The sequence below is a fragment of the Streptomyces sp. NPDC006624 genome (genome assembly GCF_040611555.1).
Classification (GTDB): domain Bacteria; phylum Actinomycetota; class Actinomycetes; order Streptomycetales; family Streptomycetaceae; genus Streptomyces.
In genome coordinates this window covers 256,033-277,573 of sequence record NZ_JBEXOM010000005.1, presented here as the reverse complement: position 1 = coordinate 277,573, position 21,541 = coordinate 256,033, and the positions used below count along the sequence as shown (strand labels likewise).

The window sequence follows — 21,541 nt, the reverse complement described above, 5'->3', positions numbered from 1 at the left end:
GTGCCCGACGACGCAGCAGCAGCACGAGCACGACAGCGCGCGGGAACCGGGATCGGCGTTCTGCTGGTCCTGGTTCTCGGAGCCGCGCTGCTCATCGCCCTTCCGGGGGACGAGAGTCCGGACGACGGCACCGCCTGCCGGGCGCGCACGGTCGGCTCCTGGCAGGCGGACCACGCCCTGACCGCCGAGTTCGCCCGCTACGGCGACGACGCCTCCCGCACCGACGACTGGACCGGCGGCGACGGCACCCACTCGGTGCGGCTGCCGGACGGCCGGGTGCTGTGGCTGTTCTCCGACACCTACCTGGGCCGGGTGCACGGCCCGCCCAACCCGGCCGGGGAGCCCCACGCCTGGCGGGACGCCACCGCGCCGCTGGTGCGCAACTCGGCCGTGCTGATGCGCGACGGCCGGCTGGAGAGCACCCTGCCCGCACCGCTGTTCGCGGACCCGGCGCCCAACCGGTGGCGCTGGCCGGTCGCCGCCCGCGTCGAACCCCGCTCCCCCGGCTCGCCGGAACAGGTCGTCCGGGTGCTGCTGTGGGTGCGCGAGGCCGGGCAGCCCCCGTGGATCTACGGCGTGCCCACCGCCACCGAGGTCGCCACGCTCTCCCTGCCCGGCCTGCGCCTGGAGTCGGTCGTCACCGTGCTCGACCAGCAACTGGTCCCGGACCCCTCCCGGCGCGTGCTGTTCGGCACCACAGTCGTCGAGGAGGACGGCTGGACGTACGTCTTCGGCGGCGACGACGGCCAGGCCGTCTCCCGCCCCGCCTCGCACGCCCATGTGGCGCGGGTGCCCGAGGGCAGGCTCGCGGAGCCGGCGGCCTGGCAGTACTGGAACGGCTCGGCGTGGGCGGCCGGCGCCCGCCCCCGGCCGGTGCTCGGGGACGGGCGGCGCACGGGTGTGGGCAGTGCCTTCTCGGTCGTCCAGGACGGCGGCACCTACGTCCTGTTCACCATGGCCGCGGGGACGAAGGGCCTGACCACCGTGGCGTCCTACTGGGCCTGCTCCCCGCGGGGGCCCTGGCACGGGCCGGCGAAGGAGTTCAGCCCCTCGCTGCCGCGGGGCCAGGTGGCCGCCTACAACCCGCAGGCGCATCCGGTGCTGAGCGGCGGCGGACGGCTCGTGCTCAGCTACGACGTCAACTGGCTGGAGACGACGACCGCCGCCGACCGGCTCAGCCGGAACGTGTCCCTGTACCGACCGCGCTTCGTGTCGCTGCGGCTGGCTCCGCCCCGCTGACCTCCGCGGCGCCGGGGTCGCGGGCGCGGCGCCCGGCGATCACCGCGCAGACCATCAGCTGCATCTGGTGGAAGAGCATCAGCGGCAGCACGGCCAGCGAGGCCTGCGCGCCGAACAGGACGCTCGCCATGGGCAGTCCGGCGGCCAGGGACTTCTTCGAACCGGCGAACTGCAGGGTGATCCGGTCCTCCCGGACGAAGCCGAGCGCCTTGCCGCCGTACCAGGTCAGCAGCAGCATCACGGTGAGGATCAGCGCCTCGACCACGAGCAGGCCGCCCAGTCGCAGGGGGCTGACCTGGTGCCAGATGCCCGTGACCATGCCCTGGCTGAAGGCGGTGTAGACGACGAGCAGGATCGAGCCGCGGTCCACCAGCCCGAGGACCTTCTTGTGCCGGGTGACGAAGCCACCTATCCAGCGCCGCAGCAGCTGCCCGGCGAGGAACGGCACGAGCAGCTGCAGCACGATCTTCAGCAGCGAGTCGGCCGAGAAGCCGCCGCTGCCGCCGAGCAGCGAGGCCGCGAGCAGCGGGGTGGCGACGATGCCGACGAGGGAGGAGAAGGAACCCGCGCAGATCGCGGCGGGCACGTTGCCGCGGGCGATCGAGGTGAAGGCGATCGAGGACTGCACCGTCGACGGCACGAGGGTGAGGAACAGCAGGCCCTGGTACAGCGGGTCGGTGAGGATCACCGGCACCAGTCCGCGGGCGGCGAGGCCGAGCAGCGGGAAGGCGACGAAGGTCGCGGCCAGGACCGTGAGGTGCAGGCGCCAGTGGCGCAGCCCGTCCAGCGCCTCACGGGTGGACAGCCGGGCCCCGTACAGGAAGAACAGCAGGGCGATCGCCGCCGTGGAGGCGCCGGACGCGACATCGGCGGCCGTCCCGCGCGCCGGGAGCAGGGCGGCGAGCCCCACCGTCGCGAGCAGGAGAAGGATGTACGGGTCGATCGGCATCCGGCGCGGCCGGCGCAGGCGTTTCACGGTGCTCCACTGACTCGGTTCGGTCGGGCGGTCCGGGGCCGGGACGGCCCCCTTCCATCCTGCTCCCCGGACCGGCGATCGGGAATCCCGTACACCGCTCTCACTGCTATCACGTATCGCGATAGCCTTGCGGACATGTACGACCCCTCCCATCTGCGGACGTTCCTCTCGGTGGCGCAGACGCTGAGCTTCACGCAGGCCGCGCGGCGGCTCGGGCTGCGGCAGTCGACCGTCAGCCAGCACGTGCGGCGGCTGGAGGACGCCACCGGGCGGACGCTCTTCAGCCGGGACACGCACTCGGTGGAGCTGACCGAGGACGGCGAGGCCATGCTCGGTTTCGCGCGCCGGATCCTGGAGGTGCACGAGCAGGCGGCGGCGTTCTTCACGGGCACCCGGCTGCGCGGCCGGCTGCGCTTCGGCGCCTCGGAGGACTTCGTCCTGACCCGGCTGCCGGAGATCCTGGAGGGCTTCCGGCACGAGCACCCGGAGGTCGACCTGGAGCTGACGGTCGAGCTGTCGGGCACGCTGCACGAGCAGCTGGCCGCCGGGAAGCTGGACCTCGTCCTGGCCAAGCGGCGCCCCGGGGACCCGCAGGGCGAGCTGGTCCGGCACGACCGACTGGTGTGGATCGGCGCCGAACGCCTGCGGCTCGACCCGGACCGGCCGGTGCCGCTGATCGTCTACCCGCCGCCGGGCATCACCCGCGCGCTCGCCCTGGAGGCGCTGGAGCGGCAGGGCCGCGAGTGGCGCGTGGTGTGCACGAGCGGCAGCCTGAACGGCCTGGTCGCGGCGGCGAGGGCGGGGCTGGGGGTGATGGCCCACTCCCGGGGGCTGATTCCGCCGGGGCTGGTGCGGGTGCCGGACCGGGCGGGGCTGCCGGAGCTGGGCCAGGTGGACTTCGTGGTGGTCCACGGCCGGCGCCGCCCCTCCGCGCAGGGCGCGGCCGACGCCCTGGCGGCCGCGCTCCTGTCCGGCGGGGACCGGCTGCACCGCAGTGCGCGCAAGGGCCTGTGACCGGGCGGAGTGACGAAATCAGCCGCCGTTGCGCTGACAGAAGAGACCCCGCTCCGGGACACCCCTGCCCCCGGCCGGACTCGTACAGATTCGGTGGAGATTACGGTACCGAAACTTACTCAACCGTCAGGAATCTGTCCGACCCTTCCCCATGTGAGCGCATTTTCCCTCGCTGACCAGCGCGGACGAGAGCGCTGCTCACCTTCCGCCCCCCTCCCGGACCCCGGTCGGGTGGGGTAGCTTTCACGGCGCTGTGCGGAGCGTCACTCAACCGAAGCGCTGAGGAGCGGGGAGCGGGGTTTGCGCGAGTTCACCAACCCTCCGTTGGCGTTGGCACCTCCGGTGGGCGGTCTGGCCGACGTGGTCTTCCAGCATGCCCAGGACGATCCGTTGCGCATCGCGCTGGGCCGCAAGGACGACTCCGGCCGGTGGCGGGACGTCACGGCCGCCGAGTTCCGCGACGAGGTGCTCGCGCTGGCCAAGGGGCTGCTGGCGAGCGGCATCCGGTTCGGCGACCGGGTCGCGATCATGTCGCGGACCCGCTACGAGTGGACGCTGTTCGACTACGCGCTGTGGACGATCGGCGCCCAGGTGGTGCCGGTCTACCCGACGTCCTCCGCCGAGCAGTGCTTCTGGATGCTGTACGACGCCGAGGTGTCGGCCGCGATCGTGGAGCACGAGGACCACGCGATGACGATCGCCACCGTCATCGACCGGCTGCCGCAGCTGCGCCGCCTGTGGCAGCTGGACTCCGGCGCCGTGCACGAGCTGTACGACGCGGGCGCGCACCTGGACGACGAGGTGGTGCACCGCCACCGGCAGGCCGTCACACCCGACTCGGTCGCCACGATCATCTACACCTCGGGCACCACCGGCCGCCCCAAGGGCTGCGTCCTGTCGCACGGCAACTTCATGTACGAGGCCGACACGGTCATCGAGCGCTGGGAGCCGGTGTTCCACTCCAAGCGCGGCGACGAGGCCGCGACCCTGCTGTTCCTGCCGCTCGCCCACGTCTTCGGGCGCATGGTCCAGGTCGCCGGGATCCGCGGCAGGGTGAAGTTCGGCCACCAGCCGCAGCTGAACGCGGCGGCCCTGCTGCCGGACCTCGCCGCGTTCAGGCCGACGTTCTTCCTGGCCGTGCCGTACATCTTCGAGAAGGTGTTCAACGCCGCCCGCCGCAAGGCCGAGAAGGAGGGCCGCTCTGGTCCCTTCGAGAAGGCCGTGGACGTCGCCATCAAGTACGCGGACGCGCTGGAGGCGAAGGCGTGGGGCATCGGTCCCGGCCCCTCAGCGGGGCTGCGGATGCAGCACCAGCTGTTCGACAAGCTCGTCTACTCCAAGATCAGGGCGGCGATGGGCGGCCGCATCCGGCACGCCATGTCCGGCGGCTCGGCGATGGACCGGCGGCTGGGGCTGTTCTTCGCCGGCGCGGGCGTGCACATCTACGAGGGCTACGGCCTGACCGAGTCGACGGCCGCCGCCACCGCCAACCCGCCCGGCCGCACCCGCTTCGGCACGGTCGGGCAGCCCATCCCCGGCATGACCGTGCACATCGCCGACGACGGCGAGATCTGGCTGCACGGCGAGAACGTCTTCCAGGGGTACCTCAACAACCCCAAGGCCACCGACGAGGCCCTGCACGACGGCTGGCTGGCCACCGGTGACCTCGGCTCGCTCGACGAGGACGGGTTCCTGACCATCACCGGCCGCAAGAAGGAGATCCTGGTCACCTCCGGCGGCAAGAGCGTCTCGCCCGGTGTCCTGGAGGAACGCGTCCGCGACCACCCGCTGGTCAGCCAGTGCATCGTCGTCGGCAACGACCGCCCCTACATCGCCGCGCTCGTGACCCTCGACCAGGAGGCCGTGGAGCACTGGCTGACCATGCGGAACAAGCCGCCGATGTCCCCCGCGGAGCTGGTGCGGGACGCGGATCTGGAGACGGAGGTGCGCCGCGCGGTGGTCGCCGCGAACACGCTCGTGTCACAGGCCGAGTCGATCCGCACCTTCCGCATCCTGGCCCAGCCCTTCACGGAGGAGCACGGACTGCTCACGCCGTCGCTCAAGCTGAAGCGCAAAGCGATCGAAAGAGCATACGAAAACGAGGTCGAGGCGCTCTACCGGGCGTGACCCGGCTCCTCCGGGGCAGGTGAGGTCCGGAATTCTCCCGTCAGGAATGCATCACCGCTCGTGATCGTTGACGATGGGAGCACACCTGACCACTTACCGAAGGATCGAGAGCTCGTGAGCAAGGTCCCCCCGATCATCCTGAACAACGGCGTCGAGATGCCCCAGCTGGGCTTCGGCGTCTGGCAGGTGCCGGACGACGAGGCCGAGTCGGCCGTCGCGACGGCGCTGGAGGCCGGCTACCGCAGCATCGACACAGCGGCGATCTACGGCAACGAGGAGGGCACCGGCAAGGCCATCGCCGCGTCCGGCCTGCCCCGCGAGGAGCTCTTCGTCACCACGAAGCTCTGGAACGCCGACCAGGGGTACGACGCCACGCTGCGCGCCTTCGACACGTCGCTGGACAAGCTCGGCCTGGACTTCGTCGACCTGTACCTGATCCACTGGCCGACCCCTGAGCGCGGTCTGTACGTGGACACCTACAAGGCGTTCGAGAAGCTGCACGCGGACGGCCGGATCCGGGCCATCGGCGTCTCCAACTTCCTCCCGGAGCACCTGGAGAAGCTGATCGGCGAGACGTCGGTCGTCCCGGCGGTGAACCAGATCGAGCTGCACCCGCACCTGCAGCAGCACGCCTCCCGCGAGTACCACGCGGAGCAGGGCATCGCCACCGAGGCCTGGTCGCCGATCGGCCAGGGCAAGGGCCTGCTGGAGGTCCCGGCGATCGTGGCCATCGCCCGCAAGCACGACCGCAGCCCGGCCCAGATCGTGCTGCGCTGGCACGTCCAGCTGGGCAACGTGGTGATCCCGAAGTCCGTGACGCCCTCGCGGATCAAGGAGAACATCGAGGTCTTCGACTTCAGCCTGGACACCGAGGACCTGGCCGCGATCAGCGCCCTCAACGAGGACCGCCGCCTGGGCCCGGACCCGGCCAAGTTCAACGAGGCCTGAGCCTCCCGGCAGAACAGCGCCCCGGCCTCCCGCGGCCCTGCCGGGCCGGCACCGGGGCGCTGCCGGCAGCCCGCGGGCTCAGACCGGCCGGACCGCCGTGTGCACCGTGTGCGCCTCCAGGACGAACACGTCCGGGCGGTGGTGCAGGCTCGCCTCGTCGTCGGGGTCGAGAAGACGGTCGACGGTCGCGAGGTCCTCGGCGTCGAGCCCTTCGGCGAGCTTGTCGCGCATGTGCGACAGCGACGCCACGGCATACGCACGCGCCCGGTCCGAGGCCGGCGCCGGGAGGTCGAGCAGGAAGCTGTGCGTCCGGGTGTGCTTCAGGCCCGCGGCGTTCAGCAGGGCCGGCCAGTCCTCCGTCTCGGCGACGTGCCCGGGCAGGTCGGTGCGCATCCGGGTGAACCAGTCCGCCTCCACCGCGTCGATCCGCGCCTGGAGCCCGGGCCGGCCCATGCCGATGTCGCGCGGCAGGAACCGCGGGGGCAGGCCGCCCTCCATGAGGGCCAGCGTGCCGCCGGGAGCCAGCCGGGCCGCGAACGCGGCGAGCGCCGCCCGCTGGTCGCCGAGGTGGTGCAGACTGCGACTCGCCCACAGCAGATCCGCCGGATAGTCCAACTCACCGAGGACGTCCGGCAGTTCACCGGCCAGGGTGCTGAAGCGGTCGGACACCCCCAGCCGCCCGGCCCGCGCCCGCGCCCGTTCCAGCAGCGGCTCCGAGCCGTCCACGGCCACGATCCGCGCGCCCGGGAACGTCTCGGCGAACAGGCAGGACACGACGCCCGGCCCGCTGCCCGCGTCGACGATCAGCCCCGGCTCCGTCACCTCCTGCGCCAGCCAGCCCAGCGCCCGCTCGTACAGGGACGCGAACAGCTCCGCCGAGGACTCCAGCATCGGGCCCATCTCGGCCCAGTCGAGGTCCGTGTGGCCGTGGTGGTGGCCCTGCCCGGGCTTGTGCCCGTGCCCATGCCCGTGTTCGTGCTCGTGCTCGTGCTCGTGTGCCATGGTGGTCAGCCTCTCGCTCGGATGCGGTCAGCGTGCGCCGACGCACCGCGAGAAGGCCACCTGTGTTGCCGCTCCCGCAAATTCCCGCACACGGATCCGCCGGGGCGGCAAGCCCCGGCGGACCCGTGGGGACGGGGATGCTCAGTGCGTCACGACAGCGGCGGGTACGCGTTCTGCATCAACTGCCGGAACTGGGCGGAGAACCAGTGCCCGGAGACCGGCGCGTCCGGCAGGGCACCGGACATGTTGTTGTTGTTGCGCGGGTTGCCCGTGTAGGTCGGGTCGCACATGCGGTCGAAGCCCTTGCCCTCGTCGTTGTCGATGGCCTTGCTCGACCCGTCGGACTCGCCCGGCGGCTTCATCCACACGTAGGCGTCGATCCCGGCGGCCGGGTTGGCCTGCGGGCGCTCGCCGAGACCGGCTCCGGCCTGGTTGCACCAGTTGCCGGTGTTGAGGCGGCGGTCGTAGCGGCCGCCGTCGACATAGGCGTCGACGGAGGTCTGCGGACCGGGACCGGCGGGCCGGGCGCTGCCGCCCCAGCCGTTGCGGGAGGTGTCGATCAGCATGCCGATGCCCGACGGGAAGCCGACCGAGACCAGCTGGTTGCGGAAGGCCTGGGCGAAGGACAGCTCGTCGGTGTAGCGGTTCCAGTCCAACCACTTGGACTCGCGGACGGACTTGCCCGCCACGGTGTCGGTGATGGAGAAGTTCTCCTCCTTCAGGGCGCTGTAGTTCGCGGTGTTGGTGATGAAGCCGTGGACGTCGTTGACGGTCGCGCCCTCGGCGGACGCCGCCTCCTTGAACAGGGTCGCGGAGGGGCCGAAGTTGTCGTCCCAGCCGATCCAGCCGTGGTGGCCGGCGTCGACGTAGTTGTAGACGTTCGGCACGTCGCCGAGCTTGTTCAGCGCGTAGCCGACGCCCTTGACGTAGTTGCCGTTGGCCTTCATCACGTCGCACTGCGGGGTGGCCGTCGGGCGGCTTCCGGTGTTGGTGACGAGGTTGGGCAGCGAGTCGATCTCGACCGTGGTGACGATCCGCAGCGAGGCGTACTTGGAGTCCGCGAGGATCGCCTTGATCGGGTCGATGTACTCGGTCTTGTAGCGGCCGATCTCATCGGCCTTCAGCTCGCCGTTGGAGGCCAGGGCCGCGCAGTCCCGGCCGGGCAGGTTGTAGATCACGAGCTGGACGACGAGTTCGCCCGAGCCCTTCTGGCGCAGCGCCTCGTCGAGGTGCTCGCGCAGCCCCATCTTGCCGCCGGCGCCGTTGATCGCGGCGATCCGGTCCAGCCAGACCCCGGTCGGCTGGTTGGCGATACGGCTGCCGCCCGGCTCGGCGGCGGCGTTCGCGGACCACTCCGGGTTCACGTACACCTTGGCGCCGGCGTAGGGGTTGTCCACCCGGCCGGAGGGACCGCCCGGGTCCGGCGGGTCCGTCGGTCCGCCGGACCCGCCGTCGTCGACGTTGCAGGTCACGCCGTCGAGGGTGAAGGTGGCGGGGATCGCGTTGCTGCCGCTGTAGCTGCCCTGGAAGCCGAAGCTGACCGAACCGCCGGTCGCCAGCTGGGCGTTGTAGCTCTCGTTGGCGGCGGTGACGGTGGCACCGCTCTGGCTGAGCTTGGCGTTCCAGCCGCTGGTGACCTTCTGGTTCCCGGCGTAGGACCACTTCAGGGACCAGGAGGACTTGGCGGCGCTGTTGTTGGTGACCGTCACGGCGGCGGTGAAGCCGGTGCTCCACTCGTTCTGGATCTTGTAGTCCACGGTGCAGGGGACCGCCGCGGTGCCGACGCCGTCCGGGTCGACGGCGAACGCGGTGCCGGTCGCGCCGGCGACCAGGGCCATGGCGGCGAGTAACGCTGTTCTCGTACGGCTCATGAGTGCGGGTTTCCCTTTCGGTGATGTGGGGTGTCAGCCGTTCGGGGGACGCTCCGACAAGGACATGAGGAACCCGCCACCGGCACTCGCGCAGCCGGGGACGACCGCGTCGGCGGCGGCTAAAAGTACTGAACGCGAGAGGTGTCGCATGAGCGACTCCTTGCAGGCCGGGCCCGTCGTGACGGACGCGTCGACTGATGGAATCGCTCCCACTGGTGTCATGGAAGGTAGCGCCAAGTCCCGGCGAAGAACAGGGGAGCCGCCGACTTTCGCGTATCCGGGGCGTCGAAGTTTTTCGACTCTTCAAGGCCCTTGACCGAGACCTGACGCGACAGCACCATGGGAGCGCTCCCACTGGTTCAAGCCTTGACATCTCCGAGCCGCAAGGAGGAACCAGCACCATGCATCCCCCACCCCGGAGACGCGGGGCGGTGCGGCGTCTGTGGACCGCCGCCCTCGCCGCTCTCGCGCTTCCGTTGACGATGCTCTCCTCAGGGTCGACTCCCGCTCAGGCGGCGGCACTTCAGTGCAGCGTCGACTACAAGACGAACGACTGGGGCTCCGGTTTCACGGTGGACCTGACCCTCACCAACCGCGGCACGGACGCCATCGACGGCTGGACGCTGACCTACGCCTACTCCGGCAACCAGAAGCTGGGGAACGGCTGGAACGGCACGTGGTCGCAGTCCGGCCAGACCATCACCGTGAAGAACGCCGCCCACAACGCGCGCGTCGCCGCGAACGCCGCCGTCTCCACCGGCGCCCAGTTCAGCTACAGCGGCACCAACACCGCGCCGACCTCCTTCTCCGTCAACGGCACCCCCTGCACGGGCGCCCACCAGCCGCCGATCGCCGTGCTGACCAGCCCGGCCGCCGGCGCCGTCTACACCCAGGGCCAGGCGGTCCCGCTGGCGGCGACCGCGGCCGCCGCGGACGACGCGACCATCAGCAAGGTGGAGTTCTACGACGACACCAAGCTGCTGGGCACGGACACCAGCGCGCCCTACACGCTCTCGGTCTCCGACCTGGCCGTGGGCAGTCACTCCCTGGTGGCGAAGGCCCACGACAGCATGGGCGCCTCCGCCGACTCCACACCGATCGGCATCACCGTCACCGCCGGCCCGACCGTCGTCGCCTCCCCGCTGCAACTGGGCGTGCAGTCGGGCAAGTCCGGCACGTACGAGGTGAAGCTGTCCAAGCAGCCCGCCGCGAACGTGACGGTCGCCTCTGCCCGCGCGAGCGGCAACACGGGCCTGTCGGTCACGGGCGGCGCCTCGCTCACCTTCACCCCGCAGAACTGGAACACCGCGCAGAAGGTGACCGTCACGGCGGACGGCTCGGGGGCCGGCTCGGCCGTGTTCGAGTCGACGGCCGCCGGGCACGCCAAGGCGTCGGTGACCGTGACGCAGCTCGCGGCGGCCAAGGCGTACGAGGCCCGTTTCCTGGAGCTGTACGGGAAGATCACCAACCCGGCGAACGGCTACTTCTCCCCCGAGGGCATCCCCTACCACTCGGTCGAGACGCTGATCGTCGAGGCGCCCGACCACGGCCATGAGACCACCTCGGAGGCGTACAGCTACCTGCTGTGGCTGCAGGCCATGTACGGCAAGGTGACGGGCGACTGGTCGAAGTTCAACGGGGCGTGGGACCTCATGGAGAAGTACATGATCCCCACGCGCGCCGACCAGCCGACCAACTCGTTCTACAACGCCTCCAAGCCGGCGACCTACGCGCCCGAGCTGGACACACCCGGTGAGTACCCGGCCAGGCTCGACAGCGGGGTCTCGGTCGGCCCGGACCCGATCGCGGCCGAGCTGAAGAGCGCCTACGGCACGGATGACGTCTACGGCATGCACTGGCTGCAGGACGTCGACAACGTCTACGGGTTCGGCAACTCGCCCGGCAAGTGCGAGGCGGGTCCCTCGGACACCGGCCCGTCGTACATCAACACCTTCCAGCGCGGTGCGCAGGAGTCGGTGTGGGAGACGGTGCCGCAGCCCACCTGCGACGCCTTCAAGTACGGTGGCAAGAACGGCTATCTGGACCTGTTCACCGGTGACGCCTCCTACGCCAAGCAGTGGAAGTTCACCAACGCGCCGGACGCCGACGCGCGGGCCGTGCAGGCCGCCTACTGGGCGGACCTGTGGGCCAAGGAGCAGGGCAAGGGCCAGGACGTCTCCGCGACGGTCGCCAAGGCGGCCAAGATGGGCGACTACCTGCGCTACTCCATGTTCGACAAGTACTTCAAGAAGGTCGGCAACTGCGTCGGTCCCACCGCCTGCCCGGCGGGCACCGGCAAGGACGCCTCGCACTACCTGATGTCCTGGTACTACGCCTGGGGCGGTGCCACGGACACCAGCGCGGGCTGGGCCTGGCGCATCGGCTCCAGCCATGCCCACGGCGGCTACCAGAACCCGCTGGCCGCCCACGCGCTCGCCAACTACGCCCCGCTGAAGCCGAAGTCGGCGACCGGCGCGGCCGACTGGGCCAAGTCCCTCGACCGGCAGCTGGAGTTCTACCGCTGGCTGCAGTCGGACGAGGGCGCGATCGCGGGCGGCGCGACCAACAGCTGGGCGGGCCGGTACGCGACACCGCCTTCGGGCAAGTCGACGTTCTACGGCATGTACTACGACGAGAAGCCCGTGTACCACGACCCGCCGTCCAACCAGTGGTTCGGCTTCCAGGCGTGGTCCATGGAGCGGGTCGCCGAGCTGTACCAGCAGACGGGGAACGCCAAGGCCAAGACGGTCCTCGACAAGTGGGTCGACTGGGCGCTGTCCGAGACCACGTTCAACCCGGACGGCACCTTCCGTGTCCCGTCGACCCTGCAGTGGTCGGGCCAGCCCGACACCTGGAACGCCTCCAGCCCCGGCTCCAACAGCTCGCTGCACGTCACCGTCGCCGACTACACCAACGACGTGGGAGTGGCGGCCGCGTACGCCAAGACGCTGACGTACTACGCCGACCGCTCGGGTGACACCGAGGCCGCGGCGGCCGCGAAGAAGCTGCTGGACGGCATGTGGGACAACCACCAGGACGCTCTCGGGATCGCGGTCCCGGAGAACCGGGCCGACTACAACCGGTTCGACGACCCGGTGACCGTCCCCAGCGGCTGGACGGGCACGATGCCGAACGGTGACGCGATCAACGCGTCGTCGACGTTCGACTCGATCCGCTCCTTCTACGAGGACGACCCCGCCTGGTCGAAGATCGAGAGCTATCTCGCGGGCGGTGCGGTGCCGTCCTTCACGTACCACCGGTTCTGGGCCCAGGCGGACATCGCCCTGGCCATGGGCTCGTACGCGGAGCTTCTCGAATAGCCCCCGCCGGGCGCTCCGCGACAGGTGCGTCCGAAGCCCCGCGTACGTGGCCCCGCACCTGACGCGGGGCCACCCCGGCCGGGCGGCTCCACCCGCACGGGAGCCGCCCGGCCCTCGCACGTTCCCCCTCCCCCACGGAAGGAACCCCACCGTGCGAAGAACCCGTATCGTCACGGCCGTTCTGGCGCTCGCGGCCGGTCTGCTGTCGGGCGCCCCCACCGCCCTGGCCGCCGGCCCTCCGGCGGCGGAGATCACCGCCGACACCTACACGTGGAAGAACGCCCGGATCGACGGGGGCGGCTTCGTCCCCGGGATCGTCTTCAACCGGTCCGAGAAGAACCTCGCCTACGCCCGGACCGACATCGGCGGCGCCTACCGCTGGCAGGAGTCCTCCCGGACCTGGACGCCGCTGCTGGACTCCGTCGGGTGGGACGACTGGGGGCACACGGGGGTCGTCAGCATCGCGACCGACTCCGTCGACCCGGACCGGGTGTACGCGGCCGTCGGGACGTACACCAACGGCTGGGACCCGGGGAACGGCGCGGTCATGCGCTCCACCGACCGGGGGGCGAGCTGGAAGAAGGCGGACCTGCCGTTCAAGCTGGGCGGCAACATGCCGGGACGGGGGATGGGCGAGCGGCTGGCCGTCGACCCGAACCGGAACAGCGTGCTGTACCTGGGCGCGCCCAGCGGCAAGGGGCTGTGGCGGTCGACGGACTCGGGGGCGACCTGGTCGCAGGTGACGGCCTTCCCCAACGCCGGCAACTACGTGCAGGACCCCAGCGACACCTCCGGCTACGCGTCGGACAACCAGGGGATCGTCTGGGTCACCTTCGACGAGTCCACGGGGACCGCAGGGAACGCCACGAAGACGATCTACGTCGGGGTCGCCGACAAGGACAACGCGGTGTACCGGTCGACGGACGCGGGCGCGAGCTGGCAGCGGCTGGCGGGTCAGCCGACCGGCCACCTCGCCCACAAGGGCGTGCTGGACGCGGAGAACGGCCACCTCTACCTCGCCTACAGCGACAAGGGCGGACCCTACGACGGCGGCAAGGGCCGGTTGTGGCGCTACACGACCGGGACGGGCACCTGGACGGACATCAGCCCGGTGGCGGAGGCCGACACGTTCTACGGCTTCAGCGGGCTGTCCGTGGACCGGCAGAAGCCGGGCACGGTGATGGCGACCGCGTACAGCGCCTGGTGGCCGGACACGCAGATCTTCCGCTCCACGGACAGCGGCGCGACCTGGACGAAGGCGTGGGACTACACCTCGTACCCGAACCGCGAGAACCGCTACACCATGGACGTCTCGTCCTCGCCGTGGCTGACCTGGGGCGCGAACCCGCAGCCGCCGGAGCAGACCCCGAAGCTCGGGTGGATGACGGAGGCGCTGGAGATCGACCCGTTCGACTCCGACCGGATGATGTACGGGACGGGCGCGACGATCTACGGCACGGAGAACCTCGGGAACTGGGACAGCGGGGCCAAGTTCACCGTCGAGCCGATGGTGCGGGGGCTGGAGGAGACGGCGGTCAACGACCTGGCCTCTCCGCCGTCGGGCGCCCCGCTGCTCAGCGCGCTCGGTGACATCGGCGGCTTCCGGCACACGGACCTGACGAAGGTCCCGTCGATGATGTTCACGCAGCCGAACTTCACGACGACCACCAGCCTGGACTTCGCCGAGTCGAACCCGGACACGGTGGTGCGCGTGGGCGACCTGGACTCGGGGCCGCACATCGCGTTCTCGACGGACAACGGCGCCCACTGGTCCGGGGGGACCGATCCCGCGGGCGTGAGCGGCGGCGGCACGGTCGCGGCGGCCGCGGACGGCAGCCGGTTCGTGTGGAGCCCGGAGGGCGCCGGGGTGCACCACACGACGGGCTTCGGCATGTCGTGGCAGGCGTCGGCCGGGATCCCCGCCGGGGCGATCGTGGAGTCGGACCGCGTCGACGCGAAGACCTTCTACGGCTTCAAGTCCGGCAGGTTCTACGTGAGCCGGGACGGCGGGGCGACGTTCGAGCAGTCCCCGGCCACCGGGCTGCCGGCCGGCGACAGCGTCCGCTTCAAGGCGCTGCCGGGCGGGAAGGGCGACGTCTGGCTGGCGGGCGGCGCGCCGGACGGCGCGTACGGCCTGTGGCACTCCACGGACGGCGGCGCGAGCTTCACCAGGCTGGCGAACGTCGAGCAGGCCGACACCATCGGCTTCGGGAAGGCCGCGCCGGGCGCCTCGTACCAGACGCTCTACACCAGCGCGAAGATCGGCGGTGTGCGCGGCGTCTTCCGCTCCACGGACCGGGGCGCGCACTGGACCCGCGTCAACGACGACGCCCACCAGTGGGGCTGGACGGGCGCGGCGATCACCGGCGACCCGCGGGTCTACGGCCGCGTCTACGTCGCCACCAACGGCCGCGGCGTCGTCTACGGCGACACCTCCGACGCCGGCCCGGCCGACCCGGGCCCGACGGGCGCCTGCACGGTGACGTACACGGTCACCGGCCAGTGGCAGGGCGGCTTCCAGGCGGAGGTACGCCTCACCAACTCCGGTCCCACCGCCTGGAACGGCTGGTCCCTGGGCTGGACCTTCCCCGACGGCCAGAAGCTGACCGCGTCCTGGAACGCCGAGACCACCCAGTCGGGTACGACGGTGACGGCGAAGAACACCGGCTGGAACGCCACGGTCGCACCGGGATCGTCGGTGAGCTTCGGCTTCACGGCGAACGCACCGTCCACGAACACGAAACCGACCACGTTCAGATCGGGCGACGGGGACTGCACGGCTGCCTGACCTGCCCGCGGTGGTGGCCCTGGGTTCCGCTTGCCGCCGATCCCGCACGAGCGCAACGCCTGGGTGCGGCATCTGCTCGCACCCGAAGTGCCGGACCTGCGGGGCTACTTGGCGGACTCCCTGGCCGAGGGGACGACCGGGGGCCGCTGCTGAGCGGCCGGCTTCCGGAACGCCCGCAGGCCGAACACCGGGTCGGGGCGGGGGCGGTCCTGGTCCGGCAGTCGCCTCAGGCGGGCGGCGAAGCCGTCGGCCAGCGGGTCGCCGGGCGGCAGGGTGACGAACCAGCCCCGGCGCAGGTCGGCGACCGTGCGGCGGGGGCTGCGGCCCTGCCCGTGGCCCCGGAAGCGGGCCTGCCCGGCCGGGACCAGGCCGTGGGCGGCGGCGTGGGCCTCGACGTCCGCCGCCGCGTCCCGGACCGGGCTGGGCGGGCGTGAGGACAGCACGACATCGATGTCGCTGCCCACGTTGTGGGAGGCGGCCTTGTCGACCGTCGTGACGTACACCCCGCCGGGCCGCAGCACCCGGGCGCACTCGCCGACGATGGCCCGTACCTCGGCGGGTCCGGGCGCCAGGTGCAGCAGCCAGACACTGGTGACGGCGTCGAACTCGCCGTCCCGGAAGGGCAGTCTGCGGCTGTCGGCGAGTACCACGGCACCCGGCAGCCGGGCGGCGGCCCGCCGGGCCATGGCGGGTGCGAGGTCCACGCCGGTCACGCGCATGCCGTCGCGGTCGGCCGCGAGCCGTCTGGTCACGATGCCGGTGCCGCAGCCGACGTCCAGCAGAGTGCGGGCGGTGGCCGGTACGAGGCTCAGCACCGCTTGTGCGGCGGCGGCCGCCCTGGGCTCACCACCGCGCGAGGCGTCGTACCGCTCCGCTTCCTTGTCGTAGTCGAGCACCCGGTCAGTGTGCACCGTGGCCGGGGGCCAGGTCCTCCACCCTGCGGGCGAGCTCGAAGTCCTTCTCGGTGACGGCGCCGCCCGCGCTGTGGGTGTGCACGGACACAGCGACGGTGTTGTAGCCGAGGGTGAGGTCGGAGTGGTGGTCCAGTTCCTCCTGCACCTGGGCGATGTGCACGACCATCGCCGTCGCGGCGAAGTGCGAGCCGAGCCGGTAGGACCGGGTGATCCGGTCCCCGTCGAGCGACCAGCCCGGCAGTTCGGCCAGCCGGTCCTCGACCTCCTTCTGCGACAGCGGTTCGACGGGCATGAGCTGCGTCCCTTCCCTTGCGCCGGGCCTCCTGGCGGGGTCCTCACCGCGTCCCCGCGGTTCTCTCAGCCTGCCACAGGGCGGCGCCGTAGGCCCTGGTCGCAGCGGTGTGCCTGTCCGGTCCGGCCGGTTCTCGACTACGGTCCTGGCATGACCACTCACCCGTCCACCGCCGGCCAGGGCGTGGGCCCGCTGCTGCGGGCCTGGCGGGAGCAGCGGCGGGTCAGCCAACTGGAGCTGGCCCTGCGCGCGGACTCCTCGGCCCGCCACATCAGCTTCGTCGAGACCGGCCGGTCCCGGCCCAGCGAGGAGATGGTGCTGCGGCTGGCCGAACACCTGGACGTGCCGGTACGGGAGCGCAACGCGCTGCTGCTGGCGGCCGGTTACGCCCCGCGCTTCCCGGAGACGCCGCTGGACGACCCGGCGCTGGGCACCCTGCGCGAGGGCATCGAGCGGCTGATCGGCGGCTACGAGCCGTACCCGGCGCTGGTGGTGGACGCGCTGTACGACGTGGTGGCGGCCAACCGGGGGATCATGGCGCTGGTCGACGGTGTCTGCGAGTCGCTGCTGGAGCCGCCGCTGAACGCGATGCGCCTCGCCCTGCACCCGCGGGGCCTGGCGCCCCGGATCCGCAATCTGCGCGCCTGGCGCGGGCACCTGCTGGAGCAGATGGAGCGGCAGATCGCGCTGCACCGCTCCGGGCCGCTGCGGGCGCTGTACGAGGAGGTGGCGGCGTATCCGGTGCCGGACGAGGACCCGCCCGCGGAGCCCTCGGAGCCGGTGCCGTACTTCGCGCTGCCGCTGCTGATCGAGCACGGGGGGCGGACGCTGTCGTTCATCTCCTCGATCTCCACCTTCAACACGCCCATGGACGTGACCGTCGCCGAGCTGGCCGTCGAGACGCTGCTGCCGGCCGACCCGGCGACGGCGAAGTACCTTCAGGGGCTGCTGTCCTGACGTGCTTTCAGGGCGAGGTGCTGCAGGACGGCGAACCCGGCCACGGTCAGCGCCTGGAGCACCGTCCACACACCGCCCGCCGTGCTCGGCGAGAGCCACAGCGCCAGGGCCGCGAGGCTCAGCACGGCCCAGGCGAGGTTGGCCTCGACGACGGCACGCACGAGGGGCGCCGGTGGCTGCCGGCGGGCGGCCGGCAGTGCCACACCCGCCGTGTAGAGGGCGAGGAAGGCGCCGAGGGCGAGCAGCAGGCCGGAGCCGACGCCGAGGAACCGCCCGAGCGGGCCGGACAGGGCGAGGTAGGCGAGCGCGTTGGCGCCGGTCACCACCGCGTCCAGGGCCAGGAAGCGGCGGAGCATCGACTGCGGCTCGGGGGTCCGGGCGAGTGCGGCGAGCTGGATCGCGGACATGGGACATCACCTTCCGTCGGGCGTGGTGCGGTGGCGGGAGCCGGGTCCCGGGCCGGAGTGCGCCGGCCCGGGACCCGGTGGGTTCACCCTCCCGCGGGCGCCGGCGTCCGGTCGATTACCCGCGAGGTCATGCCGGCCGCTCGTCCGTTCCCGCGATCTCCTCGCCGTCGCCTCTGGGAGAGGACCGGCCGGCGTGTCAGACTGATCGCCGGGCCGGGCGCGTGGGAGGCGGGCGTGAGTGAACGGCGGGCCGCACCCACCGTGGGTCAGGTGGTGCTCGGCAAGCGGCTGCAGGAACTGCGCGAGGCGGCGGGTCTCAGCCGCGACGAGGCCGCCCGGGTGCTGCGGGTGGCCCCCGCGACCGTGCGGCGGATGGAGACCGCGGACGTCGCCCTGAAGATCCCGTACGTGCAGATCCTGCTGACCGCCTACGGGGTCGCCGAGGACGAGGTCGGCGCGTTCGTCGAGCTCGCCGAGGAGGCGAACCGGCCGGGCTGGTGGCAGCGGTACCACGACGTGCTGCCGGACTGGTTCAGCCTGTACGTGAGCCTGGAGGGCGCCGCCCGGATCATCCGCTCCTACGAGCCGCACTTCGTGCCCGGGCTGCTGCAGACCGAGGAGTACGCGCGGGCCGTGCTGGAGGCCGGGACCATCGCGAACGCGGGCCCGGAGGCGGTGAAGCGGCACGTGTCGCTGCGGATGGAGCGGCAGCGGCTGCTGGACCGCGCGAACCCGCCGCACCTGTGGGTGATCATGGACGAGACGGTGCTGGCCCGGCCGGTCGGCGCCGGCGGCCGGGTGATGCGCGAGCAGCTGGACAAGCTGCTGGAGCTCTCCGCGCGCGACCGCGTCACGCTGCAGGTCGCCGAGTTCCGGGACGGCCCGCATCCGGGGACGTACGCGCCGTTCTCACTGTTCCGCTTCGCCGAGCCGGAGCTGCCCGACATGGTCTTCACCGAGTACCTGACCGGCGCGCTGTACCTCGATGCGCGCAAGGAGGTCTCCGCGCACCTGGAGGTGCTGGACCACATGACGGCGAGGGCCGGTTCCGCCCAGCGCACCCAGGAACTGCTGCGGGAGTACCGCGACCGCTGCTGAGCCCGTTCAGCGGCGGGCCGGCTGCGGCAACGGGGGTCTCGCGGCGGCCGGCGACGCCGCCCGGCCGCCCTGACCCGTACGGCCCTCTCCGGCGGGTGTGCCCTTGCGCCCGCCCCTAGCGTCGGGTCCACGGGGACGCGAAGGAGGTCCGATGCCCGGGTTCGAGGTGCTGTACCAGGCCGCCGCGCTGTGCCTGATGTTCCCCGACGACGACTTCCGCGCCCGGCTGCCGCTGCTGCGCGAAGCAGCCCCGCAGCTGCGGCAGTTCGCCGACCACGCGGCGCTCACCCCGCCGGGTGAGCTGGCGGCGCACTACGTCGAGGTCTTCGAGGCGGAGCCGGACCACAGCCTGTACCTCAGTGCCTGGCGCGAGGCGGCCCCGGCGCCCTCCGAGGAGCTGTACCGCTCGCACGGCCTGGAGACCACCGGGGAGGAACCGCCGGACTTCCTCCCCGCGGTCCTCGAATGCGCGGCCCGCACCGGCGACACACAGCTCCTGACGGACCACCGCGACGGCCTGGACCGGCTCCGCTCCCGGCTCACGGAGTTCGGCACGCCGTACGCGACCGTCCTGGACGCGGTGTGCGTGACGCTGCCGTCCGCCGCGCCGGGACGCCAGGACCCGCCGTCGTAGTCCCGGCGTCGCCGTCGCGCCGGACTCTTCCGGCCCGGATGCGGGGTGCCTAGGCGGCGCCGTCCTTGCCGTCGCGCCGGTCCTTCTCCTCGTCGACGATCTCCGCGTCGACCACGCCGTCCTCGTCCTGCGGCGCGTGGCGGGACTCCTCGGTGGGGGTCTGCTGGGCCTGGGCGTACATCGCCTGGCCCATCTTCTGGCTGACCGAGGCGAGTGCGTCGACGGCGGCGCGGAGGGCGGCGGTGTCCGCCTGCTGCTCCAGCCGCGTCTTCACCTCGGTGAGGGCCGCCTCCACCTCGGACGTCGTGTCGGCCGGGATGCGGTCGCTGTTGTCGCGCAGGAACTTCTCGGTCTGGTAAACGAGTTGCTCGGCCTGGTTGCGGGTCTCGGCGGCCTCGCGGCGCCTGCGGTCCTCCTCCGCGTACTGTTCCGCCTCGCGCATCATGCGGTCGATGTCGTTCTTGGGCAGGGCGGACCCGCCGGTGACGGTCATCTTCTGCTCGCGGCCGGTCGCCATGTCCTTCGCGGAGACGTGCATGATGCCGTTGGCGTCGATGTCGAAGGCCACCTCGATCTGCGGCACTCCGCGCGGGGCCGGCGGCAGGCCCGTCAGGTCGAAGACGCCGAGCTTCTTGTTGTAGGCGGCGATCTCCCGTTCGCCCTGGTAGACCTGGATGCCGACCGAGGGCTGGTTGTCGGCGGCCGTGGTGAAGATCTCCGAACGCCGCGTCGGGATCGTGGTGTTGCGTTCGATGAGCTTGGTCATGATGCCGCCCTTGGTCTCGATGCCCAGGGACAGCGGGGTGACGTCGAGCAGCAGGACGTCCTTGACGTCGCCGCGGATGACGCCTGCCTGGAGCGCGGCGCCGACGGCCACGACCTCGTCGGGGTTGACGCCCTTGTGCGGGTCCTTGCCGGTGAGTTCCTTGACCAGGTCGGTCACCGCGGGCATCCGCGTGGAGCCGCCGACCAGGATCACGTGGTCGATCGCCGACAGCTTCACGCCCGCGTCCTCGACGGCCTGGTGGAAGGGCTTCTTGCAGCGGTCCAGCAGGTCCTGCGTCAGGTCCTGGAACTGGGCCCGGGTCAGCTTCTCGTCGAGGTGCAGGGGCCCTTCGGCGGAGGCGGTGATGTAGGGCAGGTTGATCGTCGTCTCGGTGGAGCTGGAGAGCTCGATCTTGGCCTTCTCGGCGCCCTCGCGCAGCCGCTGCACGGCCATCTTGTCCTTGCCGAGGTCGACGCCGTACTGCCCCTTGAAGCGCTTGACCAGGTGCTCGACGATCCGCTGGTCCCAGTCGTCGCCGCCGAGGTGGGTGTCGCCGTTGGTGGCCTTCACCTCGATGACGCCCTCGCCCATCTCCAGCAGCGACACGTCGAAGGTGCCGCCGCCCAGGTCGAAGACCAGGACCGTCTGGTCGTTCTCCTTGTCCAGGCCGTACGCGAGGGCGGCGGCGGTCGGCTCGTTGATGATCCGCAGGACCTTCAGGCCCGCGATCTCCCCCGCCTCCTTGGTCGCCTGGCGCTGGCTGTCGTCGAAGTACGCCGGGACGGTGATCACCGCGTCGCTGACGTCCTCGCCGAGGTAGGACTCCGCGTCCCGCTTCAGCTTCTGCAGCACCCGCGCCGAGAGTTCCTGCGCGCGGTAGCGGGTGCCGTCGATGTCGCCGTGCTCCGGGAAGCGCCAGCCCGAGTCGCCCATGTACCGCTTGACCGAGCGGGCGGTGCGCTCCACGTTCGTCACCGCCTGCCGCTTGGCGACCTCCCCGACCAGCACCTCGCCGTTCTTGGCGAACGCCACCACCGAGGGGGTGGTCCTGGCGCCCTCCGCGTTGGCGATGACGGTGGGCTCGCCGCCCTCCAGCACCGCGACCACCGAGTTCGTGGTTCCGAGGTCGATCCCGACCGCTCGTCCCATCGCTGTCCCCTTCCGCCCGGGCGACGACTCTCCACACAC

At 71.6% G+C, this 21,541-nt stretch carries 16 protein-coding genes; 9 read left to right on the top strand and 7 right to left on the bottom strand.

Annotated elements, in window-relative coordinates; genetic code table 11:
- Positions 1-1,239 (top strand): DUF4185 domain-containing protein, encoded by a 1,239-nt coding sequence (locus ABZY20_RS12005; protein ID WP_356440280.1) that lies wholly within the window; start codon positions 1-3, stop codon positions 1,237-1,239.
- Here the strand turns inward: ABZY20_RS12005 and ABZY20_RS12000 are convergent.
- Positions 1,175-2,188: a bile acid:sodium symporter family protein gene (locus tag ABZY20_RS12000; RefSeq protein WP_356440737.1), complete on the bottom strand. Its 1,014-nt coding sequence runs from the start codon at positions 2,186-2,188 to the stop codon at positions 1,175-1,177. The two genes, ABZY20_RS12005 and ABZY20_RS12000, sit on opposite strands and share 65 nt — an antisense overlap.
- A gap of 162 nt (positions 2,189-2,350) precedes the next feature.
- On the opposite strand from ABZY20_RS12000, the gene ABZY20_RS11995 reads away from it, so the two are divergent.
- From ABZY20_RS11995 to ABZY20_RS11985, 3 genes are all read left to right on the top strand, one after another.
- Positions 2,351-3,229: a LysR substrate-binding domain-containing protein gene (locus ABZY20_RS11995; RefSeq protein ID WP_356440277.1), complete on the top strand. Its 879-nt coding sequence runs from the start codon at positions 2,351-2,353 to the stop codon at positions 3,227-3,229.
- A 300-nt stretch (positions 3,230-3,529) separates the two neighbouring features.
- Entirely contained in the window at positions 3,530-5,356 is a 1,827-nt protein-coding gene (locus ABZY20_RS11990) for an AMP-dependent synthetase/ligase (protein WP_356440274.1), read from the top strand.
- A 156-nt stretch (positions 5,357-5,512) separates the two neighbouring features.
- On the top strand, positions 5,513-6,304 hold the full coding sequence (locus tag ABZY20_RS11985; protein ID WP_356440735.1) for an aldo/keto reductase: 792 nt from the start codon (positions 5,513-5,515) through the stop codon (positions 6,302-6,304).
- A 78-nt stretch (positions 6,305-6,382) separates the two neighbouring features.
- Here the strand turns inward: ABZY20_RS11985 and ABZY20_RS11980 are convergent, their stop codons facing one another.
- Both ABZY20_RS11980 and ABZY20_RS11975 read right to left on the bottom strand, forming a co-directional pair.
- Complete coding sequence (locus ABZY20_RS11980) at positions 6,383-7,306, bottom strand: class I SAM-dependent methyltransferase (protein ID WP_356440272.1); 924 nt, start codon at positions 7,304-7,306, stop codon at positions 6,383-6,385.
- Positions 7,307-7,455: 149 nt separating this feature from the next.
- Entirely contained in the window at positions 7,456-9,177 is a 1,722-nt protein-coding gene (locus ABZY20_RS11975) for a glycoside hydrolase family 6 protein (protein WP_356440269.1), read from the bottom strand.
- A gap of 401 nt (positions 9,178-9,578) precedes the next feature.
- Between ABZY20_RS11975 and ABZY20_RS11970 the strand changes: the two genes are divergently transcribed.
- Positions 9,579-12,497, top strand: coding sequence for a glycoside hydrolase family 48 protein (locus tag ABZY20_RS11970; protein WP_356440266.1), 2,919 nt, complete (start codon positions 9,579-9,581; stop codon positions 12,495-12,497).
- 151 nt (positions 12,498-12,648) lie between these two features.
- On the top strand, positions 12,649-15,285 hold the full coding sequence (locus ABZY20_RS11965; RefSeq protein ID WP_356440263.1) for a cellulose binding domain-containing protein: 2,637 nt from the start codon (positions 12,649-12,651) through the stop codon (positions 15,283-15,285).
- Positions 15,286-15,389: 104 nt separating this feature from the next.
- Here the strand turns inward: ABZY20_RS11965 and ABZY20_RS11960 are convergent, their stop codons facing one another.
- Positions 15,390-16,181: a class I SAM-dependent methyltransferase gene (locus ABZY20_RS11960; protein ID WP_356440261.1), complete on the bottom strand. Its 792-nt coding sequence runs from the start codon at positions 16,179-16,181 to the stop codon at positions 15,390-15,392.
- Between the two features lie 4 nt (positions 16,182-16,185).
- The gene (locus ABZY20_RS11955; protein ID WP_356440258.1) at positions 16,186-16,491 is read right to left on the bottom strand and encodes a 4a-hydroxytetrahydrobiopterin dehydratase; all 306 of its coding nucleotides are present in this window, start codon (positions 16,489-16,491) and stop codon (positions 16,186-16,188) included.
- A gap of 150 nt (positions 16,492-16,641) precedes the next feature.
- Between ABZY20_RS11955 and ABZY20_RS11950 the strand changes: the two genes are divergently transcribed.
- Positions 16,642-17,448, top strand: a complete 807-nt coding sequence (locus ABZY20_RS11950) for a helix-turn-helix transcriptional regulator (protein WP_356440255.1) — start codon at positions 16,642-16,644, stop codon at positions 17,446-17,448.
- Here ABZY20_RS11950 and ABZY20_RS11945 read toward each other — a convergent pair.
- Positions 17,430-17,855 carry a hypothetical protein gene (locus tag ABZY20_RS11945; protein ID WP_356440248.1) on the bottom strand — a complete coding sequence of 142 codons (426 nt, stop codon included), beginning with the start codon at positions 17,853-17,855 and terminating at the stop codon, positions 17,430-17,432. The genes ABZY20_RS11950 and ABZY20_RS11945 overlap by 19 nt on opposite strands.
- 234 nt (positions 17,856-18,089) lie before the next feature.
- Between ABZY20_RS11945 and ABZY20_RS11940 the strand changes: the two genes are divergently transcribed.
- Positions 18,090-18,953, top strand: a complete 864-nt coding sequence (locus ABZY20_RS11940; protein WP_356440246.1) for a helix-turn-helix transcriptional regulator — start codon at positions 18,090-18,092, stop codon at positions 18,951-18,953.
- 151 nt (positions 18,954-19,104) lie between these two features.
- Entirely contained in the window at positions 19,105-19,587 is a 483-nt protein-coding gene (locus tag ABZY20_RS11935; protein ID WP_356440244.1) for a molecular chaperone TorD family protein, read from the top strand.
- 49 nt (positions 19,588-19,636) lie between these two features.
- On the opposite strand, the gene dnaK is transcribed toward ABZY20_RS11935, so the two are convergent.
- Positions 19,637-21,502 (bottom strand): molecular chaperone DnaK, encoded by a 1,866-nt coding sequence (gene dnaK / locus ABZY20_RS11930; RefSeq protein WP_356440242.1) that lies wholly within the window; start codon positions 21,500-21,502, stop codon positions 19,637-19,639.
- Positions 21,503-21,541: the final 39 nt, after the last annotated feature.